General features: G+C 43.7%; 16 protein-coding genes. 6 read left to right on the top strand and 10 right to left on the bottom strand.

Features of this window, described 5'->3' with window-relative positions:
- Positions 1 to 63: 63 nt before the first annotated feature.
- From FHS10_RS13415 to FHS10_RS13405, 3 genes are all read right to left on the bottom strand, one after another.
- The gene (locus FHS10_RS13415; RefSeq protein WP_259091437.1) at positions 64 to 1,470 is read right to left on the bottom strand and encodes a hypothetical protein; all 1,407 of its coding nucleotides are present in this window, start codon (positions 1,468 to 1,470) and stop codon (positions 64 to 66) included.
- A gap of 608 nt (positions 1,471 to 2,078) precedes the next feature.
- Positions 2,079 to 2,537 (bottom strand): anthrone oxygenase family protein, encoded by a 459-nt coding sequence (locus FHS10_RS13410; RefSeq protein ID WP_259091435.1) that lies wholly within the window; start codon positions 2,535 to 2,537, stop codon positions 2,079 to 2,081.
- Between the two features lie 64 nt (positions 2,538 to 2,601).
- A complete protein-coding gene (locus FHS10_RS13405) occupies positions 2,602 to 3,804 on the bottom strand; it encodes an MFS transporter (protein WP_259091433.1) in 1,203 nt (400 codons plus the stop codon).
- Between the two features lie 186 nt (positions 3,805 to 3,990).
- Here FHS10_RS13405 and FHS10_RS13400 point away from each other — a divergent pair, with 186 nt between their 5' ends.
- The gene (locus FHS10_RS13400) at positions 3,991 to 4,212 is read left to right on the top strand and encodes a YdeI/OmpD-associated family protein (RefSeq protein ID WP_259091431.1); all 222 of its coding nucleotides are present in this window, start codon (positions 3,991 to 3,993) and stop codon (positions 4,210 to 4,212) included.
- A 214-nt stretch (positions 4,213 to 4,426) separates the two neighbouring features.
- On the opposite strand, the gene FHS10_RS13395 is transcribed toward FHS10_RS13400, so the two are convergent.
- The 3 genes from FHS10_RS13395 to FHS10_RS13385 form a co-directional block, all read right to left on the bottom strand.
- Positions 4,427 to 5,650 (bottom strand): MFS transporter, encoded by a 1,224-nt coding sequence (locus tag FHS10_RS13395; protein ID WP_259091429.1) that lies wholly within the window; start codon positions 5,648 to 5,650, stop codon positions 4,427 to 4,429.
- 159 nt (positions 5,651 to 5,809) lie between these two features.
- Complete coding sequence (locus FHS10_RS13390) at positions 5,810 to 6,370, bottom strand: GNAT family N-acetyltransferase (protein ID WP_259091427.1); 561 nt, start codon at positions 6,368 to 6,370, stop codon at positions 5,810 to 5,812.
- Between the two features lie 77 nt (positions 6,371 to 6,447).
- Positions 6,448 to 7,890 carry an aminotransferase-like domain-containing protein gene (locus FHS10_RS13385; RefSeq protein ID WP_259091426.1) on the bottom strand — a complete coding sequence of 481 codons (1,443 nt, stop codon included), beginning with the start codon at positions 7,888 to 7,890 and terminating at the stop codon, positions 6,448 to 6,450.
- Between the two features lie 93 nt (positions 7,891 to 7,983).
- Here FHS10_RS13385 and FHS10_RS13380 point away from each other — a divergent pair, with 93 nt between their 5' ends.
- The 3 genes from FHS10_RS13380 (at position 7,984) to FHS10_RS13370 (ending at position 11,924) form a co-directional block, all read left to right on the top strand.
- Entirely contained in the window at positions 7,984 to 8,442 is a 459-nt protein-coding gene (locus FHS10_RS13380) for a GNAT family N-acetyltransferase (protein ID WP_259091425.1), read from the top strand.
- Between the two features lie 21 nt (positions 8,443 to 8,463).
- A complete protein-coding gene (locus tag FHS10_RS13375; protein ID WP_259091424.1) occupies positions 8,464 to 9,663 on the top strand; it encodes an aminotransferase class V-fold PLP-dependent enzyme in 1,200 nt (399 codons plus the stop codon).
- Between the two features lie 446 nt (positions 9,664 to 10,109).
- Positions 10,110 to 11,924, top strand: a complete 1,815-nt coding sequence (locus tag FHS10_RS13370) for an LTA synthase family protein (protein WP_259091422.1) — start codon at positions 10,110 to 10,112, stop codon at positions 11,922 to 11,924.
- Positions 11,925 to 12,073: 149 nt separating this feature from the next.
- Here the strand turns inward: FHS10_RS13370 and FHS10_RS13365 are convergent, their stop codons facing one another.
- Entirely contained in the window at positions 12,074 to 12,862 is a 789-nt protein-coding gene (locus FHS10_RS13365) for a carbon-nitrogen hydrolase family protein (protein WP_259091420.1), read from the bottom strand.
- A gap of 116 nt (positions 12,863 to 12,978) precedes the next feature.
- On the opposite strand from FHS10_RS13365, the gene FHS10_RS13360 reads away from it, so the two are divergent.
- Together FHS10_RS13360 and FHS10_RS13355 are read left to right on the top strand one after the other, a co-directional pair.
- The gene (locus tag FHS10_RS13360) at positions 12,979 to 13,680 is read left to right on the top strand and encodes a DUF2461 domain-containing protein (protein ID WP_259091419.1); all 702 of its coding nucleotides are present in this window, start codon (positions 12,979 to 12,981) and stop codon (positions 13,678 to 13,680) included.
- An 80-nt stretch (positions 13,681 to 13,760) separates the two neighbouring features.
- Positions 13,761 to 14,945: an acetyltransferase domain-containing protein gene (locus tag FHS10_RS13355; RefSeq protein WP_259091413.1), complete on the top strand. Its 1,185-nt coding sequence runs from the start codon at positions 13,761 to 13,763 to the stop codon at positions 14,943 to 14,945.
- A 176-nt stretch (positions 14,946 to 15,121) separates the two neighbouring features.
- Here the strand turns inward: FHS10_RS13355 and FHS10_RS13350 are convergent, their stop codons facing one another.
- From FHS10_RS13350 to FHS10_RS13340, 3 genes are all read right to left on the bottom strand, one after another.
- Positions 15,122 to 16,081, bottom strand: a complete 960-nt coding sequence (locus FHS10_RS13350; protein ID WP_259091412.1) for a family 43 glycosylhydrolase — start codon at positions 16,079 to 16,081, stop codon at positions 15,122 to 15,124.
- A gap of 770 nt (positions 16,082 to 16,851) precedes the next feature.
- Positions 16,852 to 18,033, bottom strand: coding sequence for an acyltransferase family protein (locus tag FHS10_RS13345; RefSeq protein ID WP_259091411.1), 1,182 nt, complete (start codon positions 18,031 to 18,033; stop codon positions 16,852 to 16,854).
- Between the two features lie 5 nt (positions 18,034 to 18,038).
- A complete protein-coding gene (locus tag FHS10_RS13340) occupies positions 18,039 to 20,258 on the bottom strand; it encodes an alpha-N-acetylglucosaminidase (RefSeq protein WP_259091409.1) in 2,220 nt (739 codons plus the stop codon).
- Between the last annotated feature and the right edge of the window lie 39 nt (positions 20,259 to 20,297).

The raw sequence follows: 20,297 nt of genomic DNA, 5'->3' as shown, positions 1-20,297 counted from the left end.
CCCAAAAAAGCCGCCTCCAATTGATATCGGGGCGGCTTGTTGTTATTGTAACCAGGTAATTTATTAATGCCAGAACCTGCTGTTGGTATTATGTCTTCTAAACCTGTCAACAGCTGCCGCTTTGGTTTGCAGCAGTTTGTTTTGTGCCGATGGATGTGCTTTTTGATAAGCCAGCACCGATTTAAATGCCATCACCATATCATAATCCATAGCCACCTGTCCTTTATCAAAAGGCACAGTGCCAGCCCTATCCTGGAACCATAAATTCCAATCGGGGCTACCCGGGGTATAAACCTTTAAACTATCAGATGTAGGGAACGGACCAGGCAACAGGAACGAATTAAAAGAATCCTGCGCGGGGCTATGGCAACTCATGCACGATGACAGCGCAAGATTAGTATACTTTTTGCCTGTACTAATATCATAAGCCACCTGTGCAACAGCGCCATCGTTAGGCCCGCTTAAACGACCACCCCAGCCTAATGTTTCTTTACTATAAGCCGGTGCCTTAGCATTAATTAACGTTTCAGCTAATTTGGGATACGGTGGCGTAAGCGGACTATTTACACCCGGGTCATCGCCCCACATGGCTCCCAGCGGCACCATTTTATCCCAGCCAGATCCCGGAGCATCCATATCATACACAAAGGTAGAGTAAACCCAGCCCGTTTTAGGCGATGTTTTACTATCCTTTACAATAACGTCCATCTGAAAAAAGCTAACCTTTCTCATCTGGTATCCTCTTTTAGGATTCTCTTTGGTGGGTATGGTATCATAAACGCTAAAGGTTTGCGCGCCCTTCATTACCGGCCATTGCGGGTAATTAACGTTTGAGAAGGCGAATTTTACAATCACGCTACCTTCTTTAAACTGGGCAGCATCATTAGCCAGGTTAACCTTTTGGCCGGTTTTACCCCAAATTTGTCCAACGGTATAGGCCGCCACAGAGTCATATAAAACCAGGGCGTATCCTGCTTCGTCTTCCTTTAGCGTTTTAAACATGTTGGCCGGGTTTCCGTTACCCAGGTAAGTACCCAAAATAGCTTCGCGTTGTGAGCCAACCCATGGTTCGTTAAACCAGCCGTATTTTGCCGATGTCCAGTTTTTATTATCCTTAAAAAAGGGCAATACATTGGGGGCCACATAGCTTTTCAACGAATCCATATAAGCGATGTAATTTTTATCGGATATAGGCTGCCCGTTTAATGCTTTTTGCCAGGAAGGATCAACAACCGGTTTAAACGTTGTAGGGTAATCATGGCTGAGTACAAAAAGCGAATCGCTGTATTGCTGCGGCGACGGTACCGAGTCGCGATGGTTAAGGAACGCGCCGCTTGGTTTGGTGGTATCCGTTAAAGCGGCTGTTGCCACGCCGTCTTTAGGTTTGTTGTTGCCGGCGCAACTGTAGCCAATAAAAGCTACTATAACCAGTAAGGTTAAGGTGGCCAAAAAAGTTAATGCTTTTTTCATGTGCGTTTAAAATTTAGGTATAATGGTATTATTAAGTTCGGTTTACTGTCAAGGAATGCGATAACAATTAAGGGTTAGGTTTTAATATTAATACAGGTATAATATAATATACAGATAAATGTATAGTTTAAAAAATAGCCGTCCAATATCTGAGTGAAAAACAGGTGTTTTTACCTGCATCATACCAGCAGAAACACCCTCGCAAATACCTAAAATCAGCTTATTATTGGAGCGAATTACTTTCAAGTTAATATATATTCTATCAGGCCGAATAGCAGCGATCCCTGTTTGCCGGGTAATCGTGCTTAAAATTTCGTTGTTAGTTTATATCGCATTAAACCATTGGGTGTTTGATATCAAGTCAAGTGTTTTATCGCGCAAAGGCGCTAAGAAGCAAAGAAAAATAAGCGAATTGCATGGCGTCTTAGCGGCTTTGCACGAAATGAACTACAAAAAAGCATGTATGGTTCATTGGGCTACGGCCAATCATCATGGATAAGAATATTAAATGACGCTAAAGAATACACACGCAGGCAGGCACTTACCGCACATTGCACAGAGAGCCCCCTACGACGGCGGCCGAAGCCTTCAGCGACCGGAATTTAAAGTTACCGCTGCAAAACTGCCATTGCTAAACAGCAAAAACTAATAAACGCAGCAAGCATCCGGTAAATATGAAACTTTAACCAGCGGTCGCGAAATTCAGTCCAATCGGCAGGGTAATTATCAGCCGTCCACAGTTCTATTTTTTTCACTATTGGCACCTCTATGGCTACAGTAATAATTAACGAGGCAACAATGGATATGATGGAAACTATTCCCGCTATAAACCTTAACGAACTTTTACCCGGGAAAAGATAGACCGATACGGACATCAGTACAATACAGGCCGGTAACAAGATACGCATGGGTGCGCCTAAATTATGAGATAACGTTTTGGTTATTTTGATAAACTCCGCCGGGCTAAATAAGTTCAGTGAACGGGTAAGTGCAAACCACGGGCCCCAGAAAACCCCGGCAATCAGCATCAACAGAAATAACGCGGCAACATTGAGGAAAGCAATCATACCATCGCAGACGAACAACTTGCAAAAACATTTTAAATGACTGCGCTTTTGGGGGAGCGTTGACCTACAAAGCTGCAGCCGTTTCGGCAACCGATCTTCTCCAAAACACCACCGCCATTCCTAAGGCCACCAAAACCATTGCCAGTGCAAAAGGGAAAATATAGTTTAGCCCAAACTGGCTTGCCACGCCACCAACCAGCGGACCGGTTAAACCCAACGACATATCGATAAACAAGCTGTAGCCACTAAGCGCGGTTCCTTTGTTTGATACAGGCACCAGTTTAACTGCTTCGACCCCCAGCGCCGGGAACACCAGCGAGAAACCCAAACCTGTAATACCAGCCCCCACAACGGCCAGGTGCGGAACCGGTGCATGCCATAGAATCAGCAACCCAATTGTTTCAACCGAGAGGCATATTATGCTTGTCCTTAACCCGCCATATTTATCTATCGCTTTTGAAAATACCACCCGGCCCAAAATAAACATCATGCTGAAAGCCGAGAGACACAGTACAGCACCATCCCATTTCAAATAAATATAATACAGGGTGATAAAGGTAGATATGGTACCAAAACCAAGGCCGCCCAAACCCATGCAAATACCATATGGCGATACTTTTTTCAATACCTGCAAAAAACCTTGCCGGGCATCTTTACTGGTGCCTTTAAAAGCTGCTTTGCTGCGGGCATATATAAAGCCAAAAAGGGCCAGCGCGGTAATCAATATACCAATAGCACTAATGCCGATACTGTTACTGATGATAACCCCAAGCGGAGCGCCAACCGCGATACCACCGTAACTGGCAATACCATTAAACGATATGGCTTTGGCGGTATGTTTATCGCTGGTTGCAAAAAGGGCCCAGTTAATCGGGCTCGATCCTACAAAACCTTCACCAACACCCGTTACCAGGCGGGTAAGTATTAAAATGCCCAGGCTAAGCAAAGGCGTATCTTTAAACAGGCAGGCAACAATAAACAAAACACCGCTTATCGTAAAACTGGCCATACCCACGGTAACGGCTGGTTTTGGCCCTTGTTTATCTACAATATTACCGGCAAACATGCGGCACAAAAACGTGGTAATATATTGCAGGCTGATCACAATGCCGGCTACAATAGTGCTAAAGCCTAACTGCTGGTGAATAAAAACAGGCAGCACGGCTAATGACAGGCCAATGGCTACATATGCCACAAATGTGAACGCTACAAAACCTATAATGGTTAAATTAACATTGGGTAAAGCGGTTGTTGTTTTTGCCTGCATAGATCCGGGTATCAAATTATGCTGCAAATTTAAATTTTATAATCAGGCATGCCAAACAACATAGTGTATTTTATACACTTTATACATAACTGTGGCAAATGGCTTTTTTTTAACGCCGCTTTTTGGGAATCAAATTTGTGAGACAGGGAAAATAAAACCATATTTATAGCTACATACAAAATCAACATGTTAAAAAAAGGCGAACACATTGAAGGTACCCCTGCCGAATTGCAGATACTGCTTGACCAGGAACCGGAGGCTACGGAATTTTTTGAAAGCCTGTCAAAATCATACAAGCAAGGTTATTGCGATTGGGTAGGATCGGCCAAACAGGAAGAAACACGCAAGGTACGGGCCGATAAGGCGATGATTATGCTGAGAAACAAGCAAAAAACGCTAAAGACATAGTTGGCCTAAGTACTTTTTGCTGGCAGGCTGTTCAGCTAAAAGCTGAAGCCCTATTTTTTAACAGGTTCCCCCCCCGACAGAGGTCATAAAGATTTTTTCTCGCGCAAAGACGCTAAGACGCAATTCGATTTGCCTATTTCTCTTAGCGTCTTTGCGCGACATTAATTATTCTTTTAGTTCAGTTTTTAATTGACAGATTTAAAGCCATTCCCAACTATACCCCTTCGCTTAACAACTCCTTTTTTAGCTTCAGGATCAGCATTACAATAACCGATAGCATGATCAATACAAAGTAGCTGTAGGCCAGGTTATGCTCGTCTTTTGCGGGCAATAAAGCCACAATGCTATAGCTAAAAAAAGAAACGATCATATAATTTACTCCGCCCGTTAAGCCACTGGCTATCCCGGCGTTTTTTGGGAACCGGCTTAAGCAATAGGTAAAAAAGTTATTGAATGTAAAACCCGCCGCTATATGAATAATAAAGGCGAAAAATATCAGCGTAAATAAATTAGTGATATAGCGCATGCTGATGAGCATGACAACTACAAACAATACCTGCAAGCTTAGGTTAAGCACCATCCTTTTAAAAAAGGGCTTGTTGATGGTGGCTTTACCAATAAGGCCGCCTATTAGCCAGGCTACGCCCAACACCAACGAACTATAGCCCGCTACTACGGGCGATAGATGAAGGGTATGCTCAATAATAAAAGGCCCTGTCATGTTATAAATCATCACCATACAGTAAGCCAGCCCTATCATGATGAGGCCAAGGGTAAAGCTTGATGTTTTGATCATATCGGCATAAACCCCGCCTATCTTTTTAATGTTGAATGTGGCAAAGTTCTTAAGTGTTTCGCCGCTAAAAACCAGCTCCAATGCCACCAATATTACAGCAAATATCCCCAGGAAATAAAAGTTTGATTTCCAGCCGTAAGCGGCTTGCAGATACCCGCCTAAAAAAGGGGCAACAATTGGGCCGGTAGACCAGATAATGGAAAACATGCTCAGGTAATTCTTCAGTTTATCGCCCGAAAACAGATCGATAAAATAAGCGCGTTTGGATACAATTACACCGCCAACGGTAATACCGTGCAAAATACGCATCAGGTATATGATGTAAATGTTATTGGTATTTGCAATAACAAAACTGGCTACGGCAAACAGCAACAGGCAAAACAAACTTAAATGGTAGCGGCCAAAGCTATCCAGTACGCTGCCAATAAAAAGCTGCGTAACACCATAGCTTATTAAAAACAAGGTGAGCGTTAGTTGTACCTGTATACTACCCACATGCAGCTCGGCCGCCATAGTAGGTAACGATGGAATATAAATATCTGTAGCGAAACCGGAAAGGGGGAGCAATGCAAAAGCCAGTAAATTGGCTATCCCCAGGTGCCTTTCCTTTATTGTTTTGGGCACTGCAAGTGTTGAGAACATATCAATTACTATTTACCTGCCGGATTTAAAAAGAGTACAAAGTAATCTTGCTCAATCCGGTTGTTATAAAGCGCGAAGATACCGGCTTTAACAAAGCCATAGCCCCATTTGTGATATTATGATCTTAAAAAGACTTTGTTGTTTTTAAAGATCCGGACATTACCTGCCATCTGAATATTGTAAATGCTCATAAACATCGCCCACAAAAACCCGCTCATCAACCACTTTAAACCCAAGATTGAGGTACAGTTTTTTTGCCTGCGGATTGTTTTGATGAACAATGAGGCCGGTTGTAAAATAGCCCTTTTTAGCAGCATGTTCAATCAGCGCTTTGATCAGTGCTTTGGCAATCCCCTTTCCCTGTTGGGCGGAAAATACGCTCAAACAATCAATGTAATATTCGCCGGGCTGGGTTTCATCTTCTATGGGTTGATTAAAGCCGTTGGTTTCTTTGATGTAGCTTAAAAAAGGTGCTCTTAATTTTTCAAGATCGCCGCCATCGTATCCAAGGATCATTCCGCACACTCCACTTTCATCTTCATAAACCAAAGCGTTTTCATAACTATATTGATTGCCGGTTTGGCCTGCAAACTTTTCAAACAGTTGTATTACTTTTGCCTGATCATCGCTTCCGGCAAATTTATTTGCAAGCTGGCCCATGGCCAAAATGATCAGTTGGCTAAGGGCGGGGGTATCTGTTGGGGTGGCAGGGCGTACCATTATACTGTTGAGTTTTAAGAGACAATTATGCCAAATAGAAAAAACCTATCACAATTAACAATTATCATCAATTTCATCTATATCATTTTTTCAATCAATTGTCCCAGCAATTTAAAGCTTCCATCTACCACATCATCAAAGGTAATACCGTAGCTAATCCGGATAAAATTGGTGTAGCGGGCATCGGTACTAAAAATTTGCCCGGGGGCTATGCTGATGTTATGCGCCATTGCGGCCTGGTATAATTCAAAGGCATTTACCCGGGCATCAAGCTCAACCCATAAGGCATAACCACCCGCAGGGCTGCTTATTTTTGTGCCCGGCGGGAAATGTTCTGTAATAGCCTGGGCATATCTTAAACTTTGGGTGTATAAAGCTTTACGCAGGTTACGCATATGCAAATCATACCTTCCTGTTTCAAAAAAGTGGCCTATCGCAGCCTGCGTTGGCGTAGCAGAAGTGATGGTATGCATCATTTTTATATTGATGATCTGGTCTTTAAACCTGCCCGGTATACACCAGCCGACCCGGTAGCCAGGCGCAATTGATTTACTTACCGACGAGCACAGCAACACCCAGCCTTCGGTATCGTAGCTTTTGCAGGTATGCGGGCGGCTTTTACCAAAATAGATCTCGCCGTAAATATCATCCTCAATCAGCGGGATCTGACGTTTGGTTATGAGTTCTACCAATTGTTTCTTCCTGTCGCCGGGCATACAACTACCTACGGGGTTGCTAAAGTTGCTTACAAACAGGCAGGCTTTGATATCAACCTTATCCATGGCCTCGGCCAGGTATTCAATGTCGATGCCCGTCTCCGGATCTACAGGTATTTCCAAAACCTTTAAATCCAGGCTTAGCATCACATTAAAAATACCAAAGAAGGTGGGGCTTTCTATCGCCACGGTATCCCCCGGCTTGGTAAGGGCGCGAAGGCAAAACACCAGCGCCTCCATACAGCCCTGGGTGGTTACCACATCATCGGCTGTAATATTGCCGCCCCAGTTAAAGGCGTTTTTGGCTACCTGCGTGCGCAATGAAAGATTGCCCTGCAGGTTTTCATATTGAATATTACCGCTGGGGCTTTTGCGGATGGCTTCCATCATTGATTTGCTGAGCTTGGCCAGGGGGATCAAACTGATTGGCGGCGATGAGCGGGACAAGCCCAGCACGGTGGCTTCACTCATGTTCTGGCTCACCAGCCTGATCATTTGGCTTACGCTGGCTTGCTCTATCTTTTTTAGCGGGGGTTTAACTTCAGGCGCGCTGCTGCGCCTTGAAGGTAAAAACTTCACATAATAGCCCGATTTTGGTCGCGCCTCTATCATGCCCATATTTTCCAGTTCAACGTAAGCTTTGTAGGATGTGCTCATGCTGATGCCCTGCTCCAGGCTCAGAGCCCGTACAGATGGCAGCTTGTCGCCAGATTTAAGCAGATTTTGTTTAATCTGTTTTTCAATACGGGTTACTATCTGCGCATACAAAAAATCGTCGTGAGCGGGTGGCATTGCTTTTTCCATTATCCAATCTGTTATGGTCAAAATTAACAAAACTGAATCTGTTTTACTACAGATGAATGCCTTTACTTTGCATTATTATAATTTATTGAAAAAATGGAACTGCAGTTAATTGATTACCAGCCTCAATATCAGCCCTACTTTGAAAAATTTAACAAAGCCTGGCTTGAGGAATTTTTTGTAGTAGAACCGCTGGATAAATGGGTGTTAGAAAACCCCGATGAAGCCATGCTTAACCAGGGCGGCAAAATTTACTTTGCGGCGGCCGGCGATGTTATTATTGGCACCGTTGGGTTGCGTTTTATTGAAGAGGGTACTTTTGAGCTCACCAAAATGGCGGTTGATAAAGCATACCACGGCGGTGGTGCCGGCAAATTTTTATGCCAGGCCGGTATTGATAAAGCCAGGGAAATGGGCGTAAAAAAACTCATCCTTTTTTCAAGCAGGGTATTGAAAAACGCCATCCATATTTACCACAAGTTAGGCTTTACAGAAATACCTGTAAAACCGGGTACTTATGGTCGCGCGGATATCATGATGGAGATTAATTTTTAACCGATAATATTTAATAGAGCAATGGTGATAACCCCATTTACCGACGAGGAAATAAAAAAGTTAAGGAGTGAAACCAAAGGTACCCAACATCGTGTGCACTTTAACAACGCGGGATCGGCCTTACCACCTGATGTTGTGATTGATACGGTTACTGGTTATTTACAGGAAGAAGCCATTTTTGGCGGCTACGAAACCGAGGCTAAATATGCAGCGCAACTGGACAATACCTACGAATTGATAGCCCGCCTCATCAATGCCGAAAAGGAGGAGATAGCCCTGGTTGAAAATGCCAGCGTAGCCTGGGGCACCGCCTTTAACGGTATCGATTTTAAACCCGGCGATGAGGTCATTACCTGCGAAATGGAATACGTAACCAATATATTGGGCTTTCTTAATGCGAAGAAAAACCACGGTGTTGTGATCAAAGTTATCCCCAACGATGAACAAGGTAATTTTTCATTGCCAGCACTGGAAGCGGCCCTATCGCCCCAAACCAAACTAATAGCCATAACGCATATCGCATCAACGGCTGGTGGGATGGTCCCGATTGTGGCCATTGGCAAAATTGCCCAAAAGCATGGCATCCTTTACCTGGTTGATGCCTGCCAAAGTGCCGGACAACTCCCTGTTGATGTAAAAGAAATTGGCTGCGATATGCTATCGGTAACCGGGCGTAAATACCTGCGCGCACCGCGTGGCACCGGCTTTTTGTTTGTAAAGAAAACCTTTCAGGACAAACTAAAACTGCTGTTTATTGACGGCTTTAGCGCCCCCACGGTAAGCCTGGATGATTTTACCCCGCGTAATGACGCCCGCCGTTTTGAACTTTATGAAAAAAACCGCGCACTTACTTTAGGGTTGAGCAAAGCTGTTGAATACGCGCTTAATATCGGTATTGACCGGATTTGGCAACGCGTTCAACACCTGGCCGATACCATGAGGCAACAGCTTAGCGCTATTAACGGTGTTACCGTTCATGATTTTGGCAGCGAGCAATGCGGAATTGTAACGTTCTCGGTAAACGGCGTAGATAGCATCAACGTAAAAAACAAACTGGCAGATAAACACATTAATGTTTCGGTAGGCAAGGCCATATCCACCCTTATTTATATGGAAAAGAACCACCTGGTTAGTAACGTAAGGGCATCGGTACATTATTATAATACCGTGGAGGAGATTGGTGTGATGTGTAATGAGCTATCGGTGTTATTTGTAAATTGATAAGGATAAAAGCTTGGGGTACGTGCGAATCCACTCTTGAGCTACCGTGTACACATATCTTTTTTTAAAGAAAATGTCATTTCGAACGAGCATGCGCAGGGGAAAGCGGTGGGCGAGGAGAAATCTTCGACGCCTTGCTATGCCGAATGTCCTCACGTAGAAGATTTCTCCTCACCTCCGGCGCATAAACCCCCACCGGTTCGTTCGAAATGACAACTCTTTTTATTGTGCCTAAAAGTTTAACAAGATGTGTACACACAAGCAGTTCTCAAAAGGGGATTTGAAACACAGACCTTTCCCCTTTAAAGCATTACATGTCAGCGTAATTTAATATTTACTTAACAGACTATTAAACACTTCTTAACATCGGGCTTAATCCCTACTTTTGGATCCCGATGTTAAGAAGCCTTTTCAGTTTTTGCAGATTCTTTATCTTTTGGATCATCATGGCCCTCATTTGCCGGGTTACATTTGAAATATACTTTCATGATAAACTTGCCGGCACCAGTGCTTATGAGATATGGCAAACCTTTGTTTACGGCATCCGGATGGATGCATCCGTAGCAGGCTACATCAGCATTATTCCCTTACTTGTTTTTAGCGCTAACTGGTTTACCCGGTATAATATTAAACCCTTTTGGCTTAAATTTTATGTTAACCTGGCCATTTTCATCATTGCCATTATTACGGCGGTAAACCTCAACATCTTTCGCGAATGGGGCACCAAAGTAAACTTCAGGGCATTTGATGTTTTTTTTAACGCGCCTTCCGAGGCTTTCGCGGCGGCCAGTTCATCGCCCCTGTTTTTAACCTTTTTGATTTTTGCAGCGGTGTTTGCGGGTGGCTATTTCCTGGCCCGCTACGTCATCGACTTTAATTTTAAAAAGCCTAAGGCCCCACTATTGGCAAAACCATTTATTGTTGTTTTGTTTGGGGGTTTAACCCTGTTTTTTATCAGGAGTGGCTTACAACTCGCACCTATCGCCCAAAGCAATGCCTATTTTTCATCGAAGCCCATCCTTAACCAGGCGGCTTTAAATACGGAGTGGAACCTGATCCAAAACGTAGTCGAAAATATAGAAACCCCGGGCAATCCGTACATATTTATGCCCGAGGCCAAAGCAGCGGCTTTGGTTGATAGCATGTATGCGGTAGAAAAAGACAGTACAGTTAAAATCCTCACTACCGATAAACCCAACATTGTGATCTTCCAGCTGGAAAGCTTTACTGCCGACCTGATAGCCTCCCTGGGCGGCGAAAAAGGCGATGCCCCCAACTTTGAGGATTTTATAAAACAAGGTGTTTTGTTTGATAATGTTTACGCCGCGTCTGATCGTACCGATAAGGGCATCATCGCTATCCTGAGCGCCTTTCCCTCACAGGCTACCCGTACCATTATTATTGATAACGAGAAGCAGCAACAGCTGCCTACGCTAAGTGACGTGTTTAAAAAGCAGGCATATAACACGTCCTACTTTTATGGCGGCGAAAGCGAATTCATGAATTTTAAGGCCTATTTGCTGAGCCATAAAATTGACAACCTGATAGATAGGAATGAGTTTAAGCCCAATGAAATGAACTCTAAATGGGGGGCTCACGACGATATTCTTTTTAAAAAGAACATTGGCTTCCTCAATAAACAGCACGAGCCATTTTTTAGCTACGTGCAAACACTAAGCAACCACGAACCTTTTGAGATCCCGGTAGCGCCGCATTTCCCGGGCGATGACCTGAGCAATAAATTCAGGAGCACTGCTTATTATACCGATACCAGTTTAAAACAGTACTTTGATGAAGCCAAAAAACAAAGCTGGTATAAAAACACGCTGTTCATTTTAATTGCCGATCATGGGCACCGACTGCCGCTTAATATTTCGGAACCGTATATGCCGCGTAAATACCATATTCCGTTGTTGTTTTTTGGCGATGCTATTAAGCCGCAGTACAGGGGCATGCGGATCAATAAACTGGGCAACCAAACAGATATAGCCGCTACCCTGCTTACCCAGTTAGGCCTGCCTCACCAGCAATTTAAATGGTCGAAAAACCTGCTGAACCACTACACCAAAGATTTTGCATTTTTTGATTGGGATAATGGCCTGGGCTTTATGCTGCCCAAACAAGCTGTAACCTTTGATATGGCGGGCAATACCATCAGCTACATACAAGATAAAAACCAGCCACAGGCTAACACAGACGAAACCTTATTATTGGGAAAAGCTTTTATGCAGATGGTTTTCACTGATTTTGTGAAGTTTTAAGAAAATGCCTCTTTTTGTAGAGACGCAATATTTTGCGTCTCCCGCGTGCAAATCGAACACGCAAATCAACCATACCTCCGCTACAAATCCGCTCTGTATAGCTGGAGACGCAAAATATTGCGCCTCTACATTAAAACAAAACGTCAAATCTATCCAACCAACCCCGGCTTAAATCTTTTCGCCAGCAATCCTGTAGCCAAATCGAGATCAATCTCTGCAACAAGCACACCAGCTTCACGATACGGCTGCCAGGCCACAAGGTCTCCATCAGGCGCAATCAATGAAGTGGCCGATTCCGGGTATTTAGACGCATAGTTAACACTTGCAAAATAGATGGTATTTTCAATAGCTCGCATCATCATTGCTTTTTCATAATAAGGGTTACTCCTCGCACCCCAGTCTGTTAAATGCGGGCCATCAACATCGCTACCTGTGCAATGCGGGTGAAAAACAATATGGGCACCTCGCATAGCGGCCCAGCGTACCGATTCGGGGTAGCGAAAACCCTCATGACATATGGCGATGCCAAACTTCAGGCCCTTTACCTCAAAAAGCTCGCGCTTGGTGCCGGGCAGCCACATTTTATCCTCGCTCGGATCTAACTGGTTTTTGGTTTGATAACCCAGGATCTCGCCACTTGCCGAGATCACATACGCCAGGTTATAAATACCATCGACAAAATGCCAATCCATAGGGATAATGATGGCGATGCCAAATTCCGCGGCTACCTGGCACACACTTTTTAAAGCCGCTTCCAATATCCCGGGAGTGCGATCCTTCGGTTTAAATTCATGCAGCGGGTAGCCCGGAAGATATGACTCAGGAAAACAGATGATATCTGCCCCCTGCCCGGCAGCTTCCTGCACCAGTTTTTTTAGCCAGAATAAGGCATCGTCAACTGATTTGGAGAAGGGCGGCGTGGCTAAAGCTATTTTCATGGCAGTTCAATATTGAGATACACTAAGGTAAATAATTTGTCAGTAAGCGGTAATCATGTAAACAATAGTTGCATGGTATATTTGCATGATGTTTCTTTAAGTAATAATTCCAATTTATGGCCAAACGCGATACCAATACCGCCCGCATATATCCTTCAGGATTTGATTTTTTAAACCAATTAAAAGACAACAACAACCGCGATTGGTTTAACCTGCATAAAACCGACTACCTAAAGGAACTTGCCCTGGTTGAAGAATTTGCCGATGCACTGTTACAGGAGCTTAATGTGCACGACCAGATAGAAACCCTTACCGGTAAAAAAAGCCTTTACCGCATTTACCGGGATACCCGTTTTTCGAACGATAAAACGCCTTATAAAACACACTGGAGCGGTAGCTTTAAACGAGCCACCAAACGCCGGCGAGGTGGTTACTATTTTCATGTTGAACCAGGCAACAGCTTTGTGGGCGGTGGTTTTTGGGGACCAAGTCCGCAGGATTTAAAACTCATCAGGGAAGATATCGCTTTTGACGACCGGCCATTACGGGCAATCCTAAACGATGAGACTTTTGTAGCCACCTTTGGCACCTTAAAAGGCGAGCAGTTAAAAACTACCGCCAAAGGTTTTGAGGCCGATCATAAAGCTATCGATCTGTTACGCTACAAACAGTTTTTGCTGATACGCCGCTTTACCGATGAGGAAGTTTTAAGTGATCATTTTTTACAATTGGTGAACATCACTTTTAAAAATATGCGCCCGTTTTTTGATTATATGAGCGATGTGCTGTCAACAGATGTTAACGGGTTGGAATTATAGCCCAAACAACTGTTTAATAACCAATTACACTTTAAAATACCACCTTAAAACAATATTTTTATAGCCGATTATTACCCACAATGACAACACTCACCAAAACCAGGATCACATCAATTGATTTTTTACGCGGCACTATCATGATCATCATGGCGCTGGACCATGTGCGCGATTATTTATACTCGGGCTCGTTCCTGTTTGATCCGCTCGATCTGGATAAAACCAGCGTAGCTTTATTTTTCACACGTTGGATCACCCATTTTTGCGCGCCTATATTTATGCTGCTTGCGGGTACTTCGGCATTTTTAATGAGCCGCAAAAAAACCAAAACTGAGCTGTCGGTTTTCCTGGTAAAACGTGGTTTGTGGCTGGTATTTTTGGAGTTGATAGTGGTAAATTTTGGATGGAATTTTAACATCGCCTTCCCAATGTTACTGTTTATCACCATATGGGCTTTGGGCATTAGTATGATTGTGCTGGCGGGTTTAATTCATCTGCCCAAAAAGCTTATCCTGGTGGTTTGCTTGTTAGTGGTTTTTGGGCATAACCTGTTAGATAACGTTCATGTGGCAGGTAATAACTTAGCCGGTTTCGGCTGGGCGTTTTTGCATGACCAGCGGCCATTTTTCTGGGGTAAAGAGATCCTGTTGGTTGGCTATCCTATTATCCCGCTGGTGGCTATTATGCCGCTGGGTTATTGCCTTGGTGAGTTGTTTACTCCCGAATACAGTGTTGAAAAACGCAAAAAAATCCTGCTGATGATTGGCGGTGCAGCCATCTTGCTGTTCATCGTGATCAGGTACCTGAACTTTTATGGCGATCCGGTAAAATGGAGCGTGCAGAAAACACCGTTCTTCACCTTCCTGTCGTTTATTAAAGTGAATAAATACCCGCCATCATTATTATATGTTTTGATGACCATCGGCTCGGCACTATTGTTTTTGGCATTTACCGAAAAACTGCAAAACGGCCTGGTAAAAGTGATATCTGTTTATGGCAGGGTGCCGATGTTTTATTACCTCATCCATATCTATATTATCCACCTGATAGCCATGATTGCCTCGGTATTTACGCCCGGCCAAAACTGGCATATCTGGATATTAGAAAAACCCATCTGGTTCACAAGCGATCTTAAAGGCTATGGCTTTTCGTTACCGATAGCCTATGTGGTTTGGATAGCTATAGTAGTGAGCCTATATCCTTTATGCAAACGGTATGATGCTTATAAGCAGGCGCATAAAGAGAAGTGGTGGTTGAGTTATTTGTAGGGGCTTGATAAAAAGCAATATAAGAGTTTTAAAAGCTGCGGGCGGTGAAGGTGGAAATGACAAAGCGACGAGAGACTTACGAAGTTTTAAAAACTTCGTAAGTCTTGGTATACAACTTGTCATGGGTAGGCACGCAGCATCTATTGGCTAACTTTACCGGGCGAATATCTACAAAATCAATTGAACCTTTGTACCCCTTTGGTGCTCACCTTTTTGATATTGCCATTTAAATCAAAATTCAAACTGTCAAGACAAAGCTGACGCAACACAAAAGATTTCTTCTGCGGAAAAATGCGATGGTACAAAATATAGTGTTGTCCTTTTTCAATAAAGGTAGTATGGTGGCCGGGGCCTATCACCGTACTGTCGGCAGAAGTATTTAATATAACCCGGTGCTCATCTTCCCGGAAAGGGCCCAACGGTCCGGCGCCTTTTGCATAACCTACCTGGTAGCTGGCATCAATTGCCTTCCCTTCAGAAAACATGAGGTAATAAGTTTGGTTATACTTAACCATGTGCGCGCCTTCAAAAAAATGCGGCGTAGTAATATCCTGGGGGGCTCCATCAAACGAAACCATATCATCTTTTAGCCTTACAGCCATACAGTGCCCGTTGATCCATTTATATCCCGAGCCCCAATAAAGGTAGGCCTGACCATCCGTATCTATAAAACAATCCGGGTCGATATTATGAACATGGGGATAATCTGTAGATTTTACCATGGGGGTATTATCTCTCTTCAAATTTTTCCAGGGACCAAGCGGTGTATTGCTTACGCCTCCCCACACTTCTCCCCCCACCGCTACATACATATAAAATCTATTGTCTTTCCCTTTGACCACGGATGGGGCCCAAACCATTTCATCAAGAGCGGTTGGGCTTGCACAGGCCTGCTTTGTTGGCCAGTTGATGTGCTTTCTTGAAAAGTTAATAAAGTCGGTGGTTTCCAGCACGGCTAACTCTTTATCGCCCCACGGATCAACGGTGGCATAAATAAAATAATGCCCCTTATCTTTTACAATTGTAGGGTCGGCAAAATACCCGCCGTTTACCGGGTTAGGGATCATTTGTTTTTGAGCCCAGGAAACCATGGAAAAAATCATGAACATAAAAAAGAAAACTACACACTTTATCATTGCAAAACTTATTTTATTTCTTAGAGCCTGTTTAAAAATAAAAACGGCTAAACTACTGAGGCTTTTTGCTTGCTTAAGCTGATGTACTATGCATTACCTTGTTACTGTTCCACCGGAACGGGTGGAACGAATGGAACACCCCGAACACCTAAATAACTGATAAACAACTAATTAAACCTCCCTTAAAAATCAACAAGATGGAACACCTTATCGGCTGTATACCAGTTAATTACATTAAAAAGCATTGTTTTTTTTGTCCAAAATCTGTCTTACACTGACAAACCAGTGTCACCACCCGAATATCAAAAAATCATCGCAAAAACGCCATTTCTATTCGCTTCCCAACAACGCCACAAAACTCAGACACTTTATATTCGCCTCATAAATCATATAAAATATTCTTCAAGAAAATTTAAACAGGCTCTTAGAGTCTGTTTAAAAATAAATAAAAAGATCGTCATTGAGGAGGTACGACGAAGACAACCGACCAAAGGGAGCTCATTAATACCTATAAAAGTCAAATTATAATATTAATAATCCCCAAATTACAGGGCGGATTTGCACAGCCACTCTGTAAGTCGGGGATTGCTTCGTCCCTCGCAATGACGCGTGTATTTGTGCTCAAGGAAGGATATAACGATATTTTTGAAAGAAATTTAAACAGGCTTTCAATTTACTATTTGATCCCTCCAATTCCTCATCCCCGGTTGATAGCGTTATGTTCCCGTTTTTTTGCTTCGCCTATATAACAGTTACTACCACCCCTTAAATTATATTTTCAGGAAGATCTTATTTCTGTATAAAATGTACAAGAGCGTTAGCTGTACAAACACCACTGATAACGCATTAAATACCGGTTGCCAATTTTGGGCGATGTGACTGATGATCCCTCCGAAAAAATAATTAGCCGTATGCTGAAAATCGATCACCCCCTCAGCCGCAAGGTAAATCACAATAGAATTTACCCCGATAAGCACAAAAGGGAAAGCCCATTTTCGCCAACCGCCAACATCAATAATCAGGTAAAATACCGACAGAAAAACAAGGCTCCAGCCACCCACAAATAATACGAATGAACTGCTCCATAATCGCTTATTGATAGGAAAGCCCTGGTTCCAGAGCAGCCCTAAACCAATAAGTATAATACCTGCTGCTATTAAACAAACTCCTTTTTTCCACATAGACCACTTTAGGGATTCATACTTTAAAAACTGACCGGTAAATATGCCCAGCATTGCAGTGGCTATAGCAGGTATGGTAGATAATATTCCCTCGGGATCGTGTACTTTATCATGCAGCCGGCCCGGAAGCAACAACCGATCGATATAGGATTCCAGGCTGCCGTTCATGGTTAACACTCCCGCTCCATAGCCCGGTACAGGCACCCATTCCATTGCCGCCCAATAGCCCAGCAGCAAAATACCAAACCAGGCGATTTGACCGCGTATACCGAAATTCAAATAAATAATACCGGCAAAGAACCAGGCGAGACCGATACGACCCAACACACTGGCAAACCTGGTATTTTCATACCCGTTAAACTTAAACAGGCCGTTAACCACCATTCCTAAAAAAAGCAGGATAATGGCACGCCTGATCATGGAGCGATAAATTTCGCCCTTGGCAGCGGCCGGTAAAAGATGAGGATAAGCAACGCCGTGTTTGCCGGCTTTACTCCCCATGGAATAAGGCATGGAAACCCCTGCAATAAATAAAAACAAAGGGAAGATCATGTCATAAAAAGTGATGCCATTCCATACGGTATGGTGCAACTGGCCCGACATCCATACAAAAACCGGCCAGCCGGTGGCTTTGGCAAGCGCATGTATAACCCCTTCCCCGCTCATGATCCAAAACATATCAAAACCACGGAGCGCATCTAATGACAACAACCTTGCAGGTTTTGAAATACTATTTTCAGATTTACCGGTTGGCGTACTTAAATTACTCATCTTCATTATTTAAGATCGTTACTCATGGTTGTCCTGTATTTTTTATAGAGCTGCTCTGCAAGCATTGTGCTGCTGCCAACGGGTACAACCGGGTAATTTCCAGTTGAATTAACCCATTGCCATTCCCAGTTGCTTATCGATTTGTCGAATAGTTTAAAGTCGGGCTCCGTACCGTTTTCAAGCGATTCCCTCAACACATCAAAGAACTTTTGCCAGCGTACTTTGTAAAAATCATTCAGCAAACCACTCCATTGCCGGCAGGAATATTCATGCAACGGGCTATCGGCACCGCCCCAAAGCGTCACCAGGTTGCGCGCGTTTTTTTCATAAAGCGTCTTTTCGGTGAGGTTGGTTCCCCAACTGCGGGCATCTGCTATCCAGGGGCCAAGCATAAAATCTTTCTGTGTGGCCAACAGCCTGTCCATGTCAGTTATCAGGTTAAGATAATCGGCAGTGTACTGTTCAAAAGCCTTAATGTCTTTATCGCGATAAGCCTTGATCCATTTTTGCTGAAGCGGCCTGCCATAGTTAGCCAGTATTTGCCGTGTTACATCAACCAAGTCATAATTAAAACCACTGCTTTGCCTGCAAGCCGGTATGGCAGCTATCATTTTATCCCAGGCAGGCAGTAAATCCTTGCGGTTATAGTTAAGGTGGGTACGTGTCCACACAGCGGCAGAATCAAACGTGGGCCGGCCCGTGATAATCGACTCGGCACCATCACGGATATCTTTGCCATTAAAAACGGTGGTTTTAAGTATCTCCCAGGCATCTATGGCATCCTGGCTTTTTACGCCGTAACGATTAAAAAGATAACCGGGCAACCACTCCTGCAGATCAACAGGCTTATTTTGCCAGGTATTTTGAGTCATTAACTCGTAAAGCACCGGGGTTTGTTCAATAGCTTCCATTGTTAACCCAATGCCTACCATACGTCCCGACTTGGAGTCATTAAGCGCCTGTGCCGGCTGCGTGGCCACAGCCTCTATCCTGCCGAACAAGCTGTTGTTGCCGCCATAGTTGTGCAGCATATTCCAGATCCATGGCTTACCGTAAAATGCTTCGGTACGTTTCCATATCGGCTCATAATCGGTATTAAGGTCAAGCACTATCATGTGGTCATTGGGCACGGCATTCAGCAGGGCTTTAATCTGTTCGTTTTGCCAGAATTTACGATCGCTGAAAAATAACCAGCCCTGCATCACCCAAACCGCCTTCGGGTCGGCTCCTTTCATACCGGCATACACCCGCGCACTTAGTTCAGACAGAAACTTAGGATCATTTGATGGAGGCTCATTCTCGTTAAATGTATCGGCAGAATACAGATGATCAGTTCCATAAACTTTGGTTTGCTCCTGTATAAACTTTTTGCCGATCTCTGCAAATAAAGGATCTTCCGAATCAAGGATATAGGTATCGGCAAAGCCGTTATTCCAATTGGTTTGTTTCAGTTTGGCATCCGGGAAATGTGTTTTAAAAGACGCGGGCACATGGCCTGTAAACGCTGGAAGCACGGGTTTTATCCCAAGTTCACGCTCGCGTTGCAATATTTTAACCTGCAAATCTTTATGACTGGTTATCCAGCTTGCAGGCAGCGGGCCGTCCCACTTATCAATATTCCCCATATAAAACCAGCCAAAATAAGCGGGACCGGTAAAAAAGTCCTTCATATCCTGGTCAGTAAAACCCATGGCTTTATAAACTTTATCCCATACATACTCCTGCCCTGTTATGGCCAGCGGCATATTAATTCCGTGCAGGGCCATCCAGTCAATTTCTTTCTCCCATCTTTTCCAGTCCCACCAGCTCATGCTGTAACTGTAGGTACAATAGTTTAAATAGTACCGGTAATCATAAGGTGTATTTTTCCTTACTTTTTTTGTGGGGACAGGCAGTTCAGCAGGTAAATTCAGGTTTGTACCATTCCAGGTTATTTGGCAGTGTGTGTACTGCGTTAAATAGTAATATAATGCCGAAGCCACGGCGATACCGTTATTCCCACGTAGTATAATTGTCCCCTTGCTACCGTCAACCTCAAAAACGTCTTTAGCTGTAGTACTTTGCAGCAACTGAACCTTAAACTTTTGTGAATACCCCGGTACCACCCTTTTGATGAGTGCATAAGAGGCAGGCAGGTTCAATTGCGCACGGGCAATATTGGTAAAAACACTACAAATAAAATATATCAGCAAATATTTAAGGAGGCTTTTATTACCTATCATCATTTTTATTTCTGTTTGTAATTCAATTAGCCGAGCTATGAG

Origin of the sequence: Mucilaginibacter dorajii (genome assembly GCF_024808255.1) — a bacterium.
GTDB classification, from domain to species: Bacteria; Bacteroidota; Bacteroidia; order Sphingobacteriales; family Sphingobacteriaceae; genus Mucilaginibacter; species Mucilaginibacter dorajii.
This window is presented reverse-complemented; position numbering and strand designations above follow the sequence as displayed.

Bases quoted from the DNA above. Each gene is read 5' to 3' on its own strand.
- FHS10_RS13400 (WP_259091431.1), top strand. From the start codon at position 3,991: ATGTTAAAAAAAGGCGAACACATTGAAGGTACCCCTGCCGAATTGCAG.
- FHS10_RS13395 (WP_259091429.1), bottom strand. From the start codon at position 5,650: ATGTTCTCAACACTTGCAGTGCCCAAAACAATAAAGGAAAGGCACCTG.
- FHS10_RS13350 (WP_259091412.1), bottom strand. From the start codon at position 16,081: ATGATAAAGTGTGTAGTTTTCTTTTTTATGTTCATGATTTTTTCCATG.
- FHS10_RS13365 (WP_259091420.1), bottom strand. From the start codon at position 12,862: ATGAAAATAGCTTTAGCCACGCCGCCCTTCTCCAAATCAGTTGACGAT.
- FHS10_RS13370 (WP_259091422.1), top strand. From the start codon at position 10,110: ATGGCCCTCATTTGCCGGGTTACATTTGAAATATACTTTCATGATAAA.
- FHS10_RS13385 (WP_259091426.1), bottom strand. From the start codon at position 7,890: ATGGAAAAAGCAATGCCACCCGCTCACGACGATTTTTTGTATGCGCAG.
- FHS10_RS13340 (WP_259091409.1), bottom strand. From the start codon at position 20,258: ATGATGATAGGTAATAAAAGCCTCCTTAAATATTTGCTGATATATTTT.
- FHS10_RS13405 (WP_259091433.1), bottom strand. From the start codon at position 3,804: ATGCAGGCAAAAACAACAACCGCTTTACCCAATGTTAATTTAACCATT.
- FHS10_RS13390 (WP_259091427.1), bottom strand. From the start codon at position 6,370: ATGGTACGCCCTGCCACCCCAACAGATACCCCCGCCCTTAGCCAACTG.
- FHS10_RS13360 (WP_259091419.1), top strand. From the start codon at position 12,979: ATGGCCAAACGCGATACCAATACCGCCCGCATATATCCTTCAGGATTT.
- FHS10_RS13345 (WP_259091411.1), bottom strand. From the start codon at position 18,033: ATGAGTAATTTAAGTACGCCAACCGGTAAATCTGAAAATAGTATTTCA.
- FHS10_RS13375 (WP_259091424.1), top strand. From the start codon at position 8,464: ATGGTGATAACCCCATTTACCGACGAGGAAATAAAAAAGTTAAGGAGT.
- FHS10_RS13415 (WP_259091437.1), bottom strand. From the start codon at position 1,470: ATGAAAAAAGCATTAACTTTTTTGGCCACCTTAACCTTACTGGTTATA.
- FHS10_RS13355 (WP_259091413.1), top strand. From the start codon at position 13,761: ATGACAACACTCACCAAAACCAGGATCACATCAATTGATTTTTTACGC.
- FHS10_RS13410 (WP_259091435.1), bottom strand. From the start codon at position 2,537: ATGATTGCTTTCCTCAATGTTGCCGCGTTATTTCTGTTGATGCTGATT.
- FHS10_RS13380 (WP_259091425.1), top strand. From the start codon at position 7,984: ATGGAACTGCAGTTAATTGATTACCAGCCTCAATATCAGCCCTACTTT.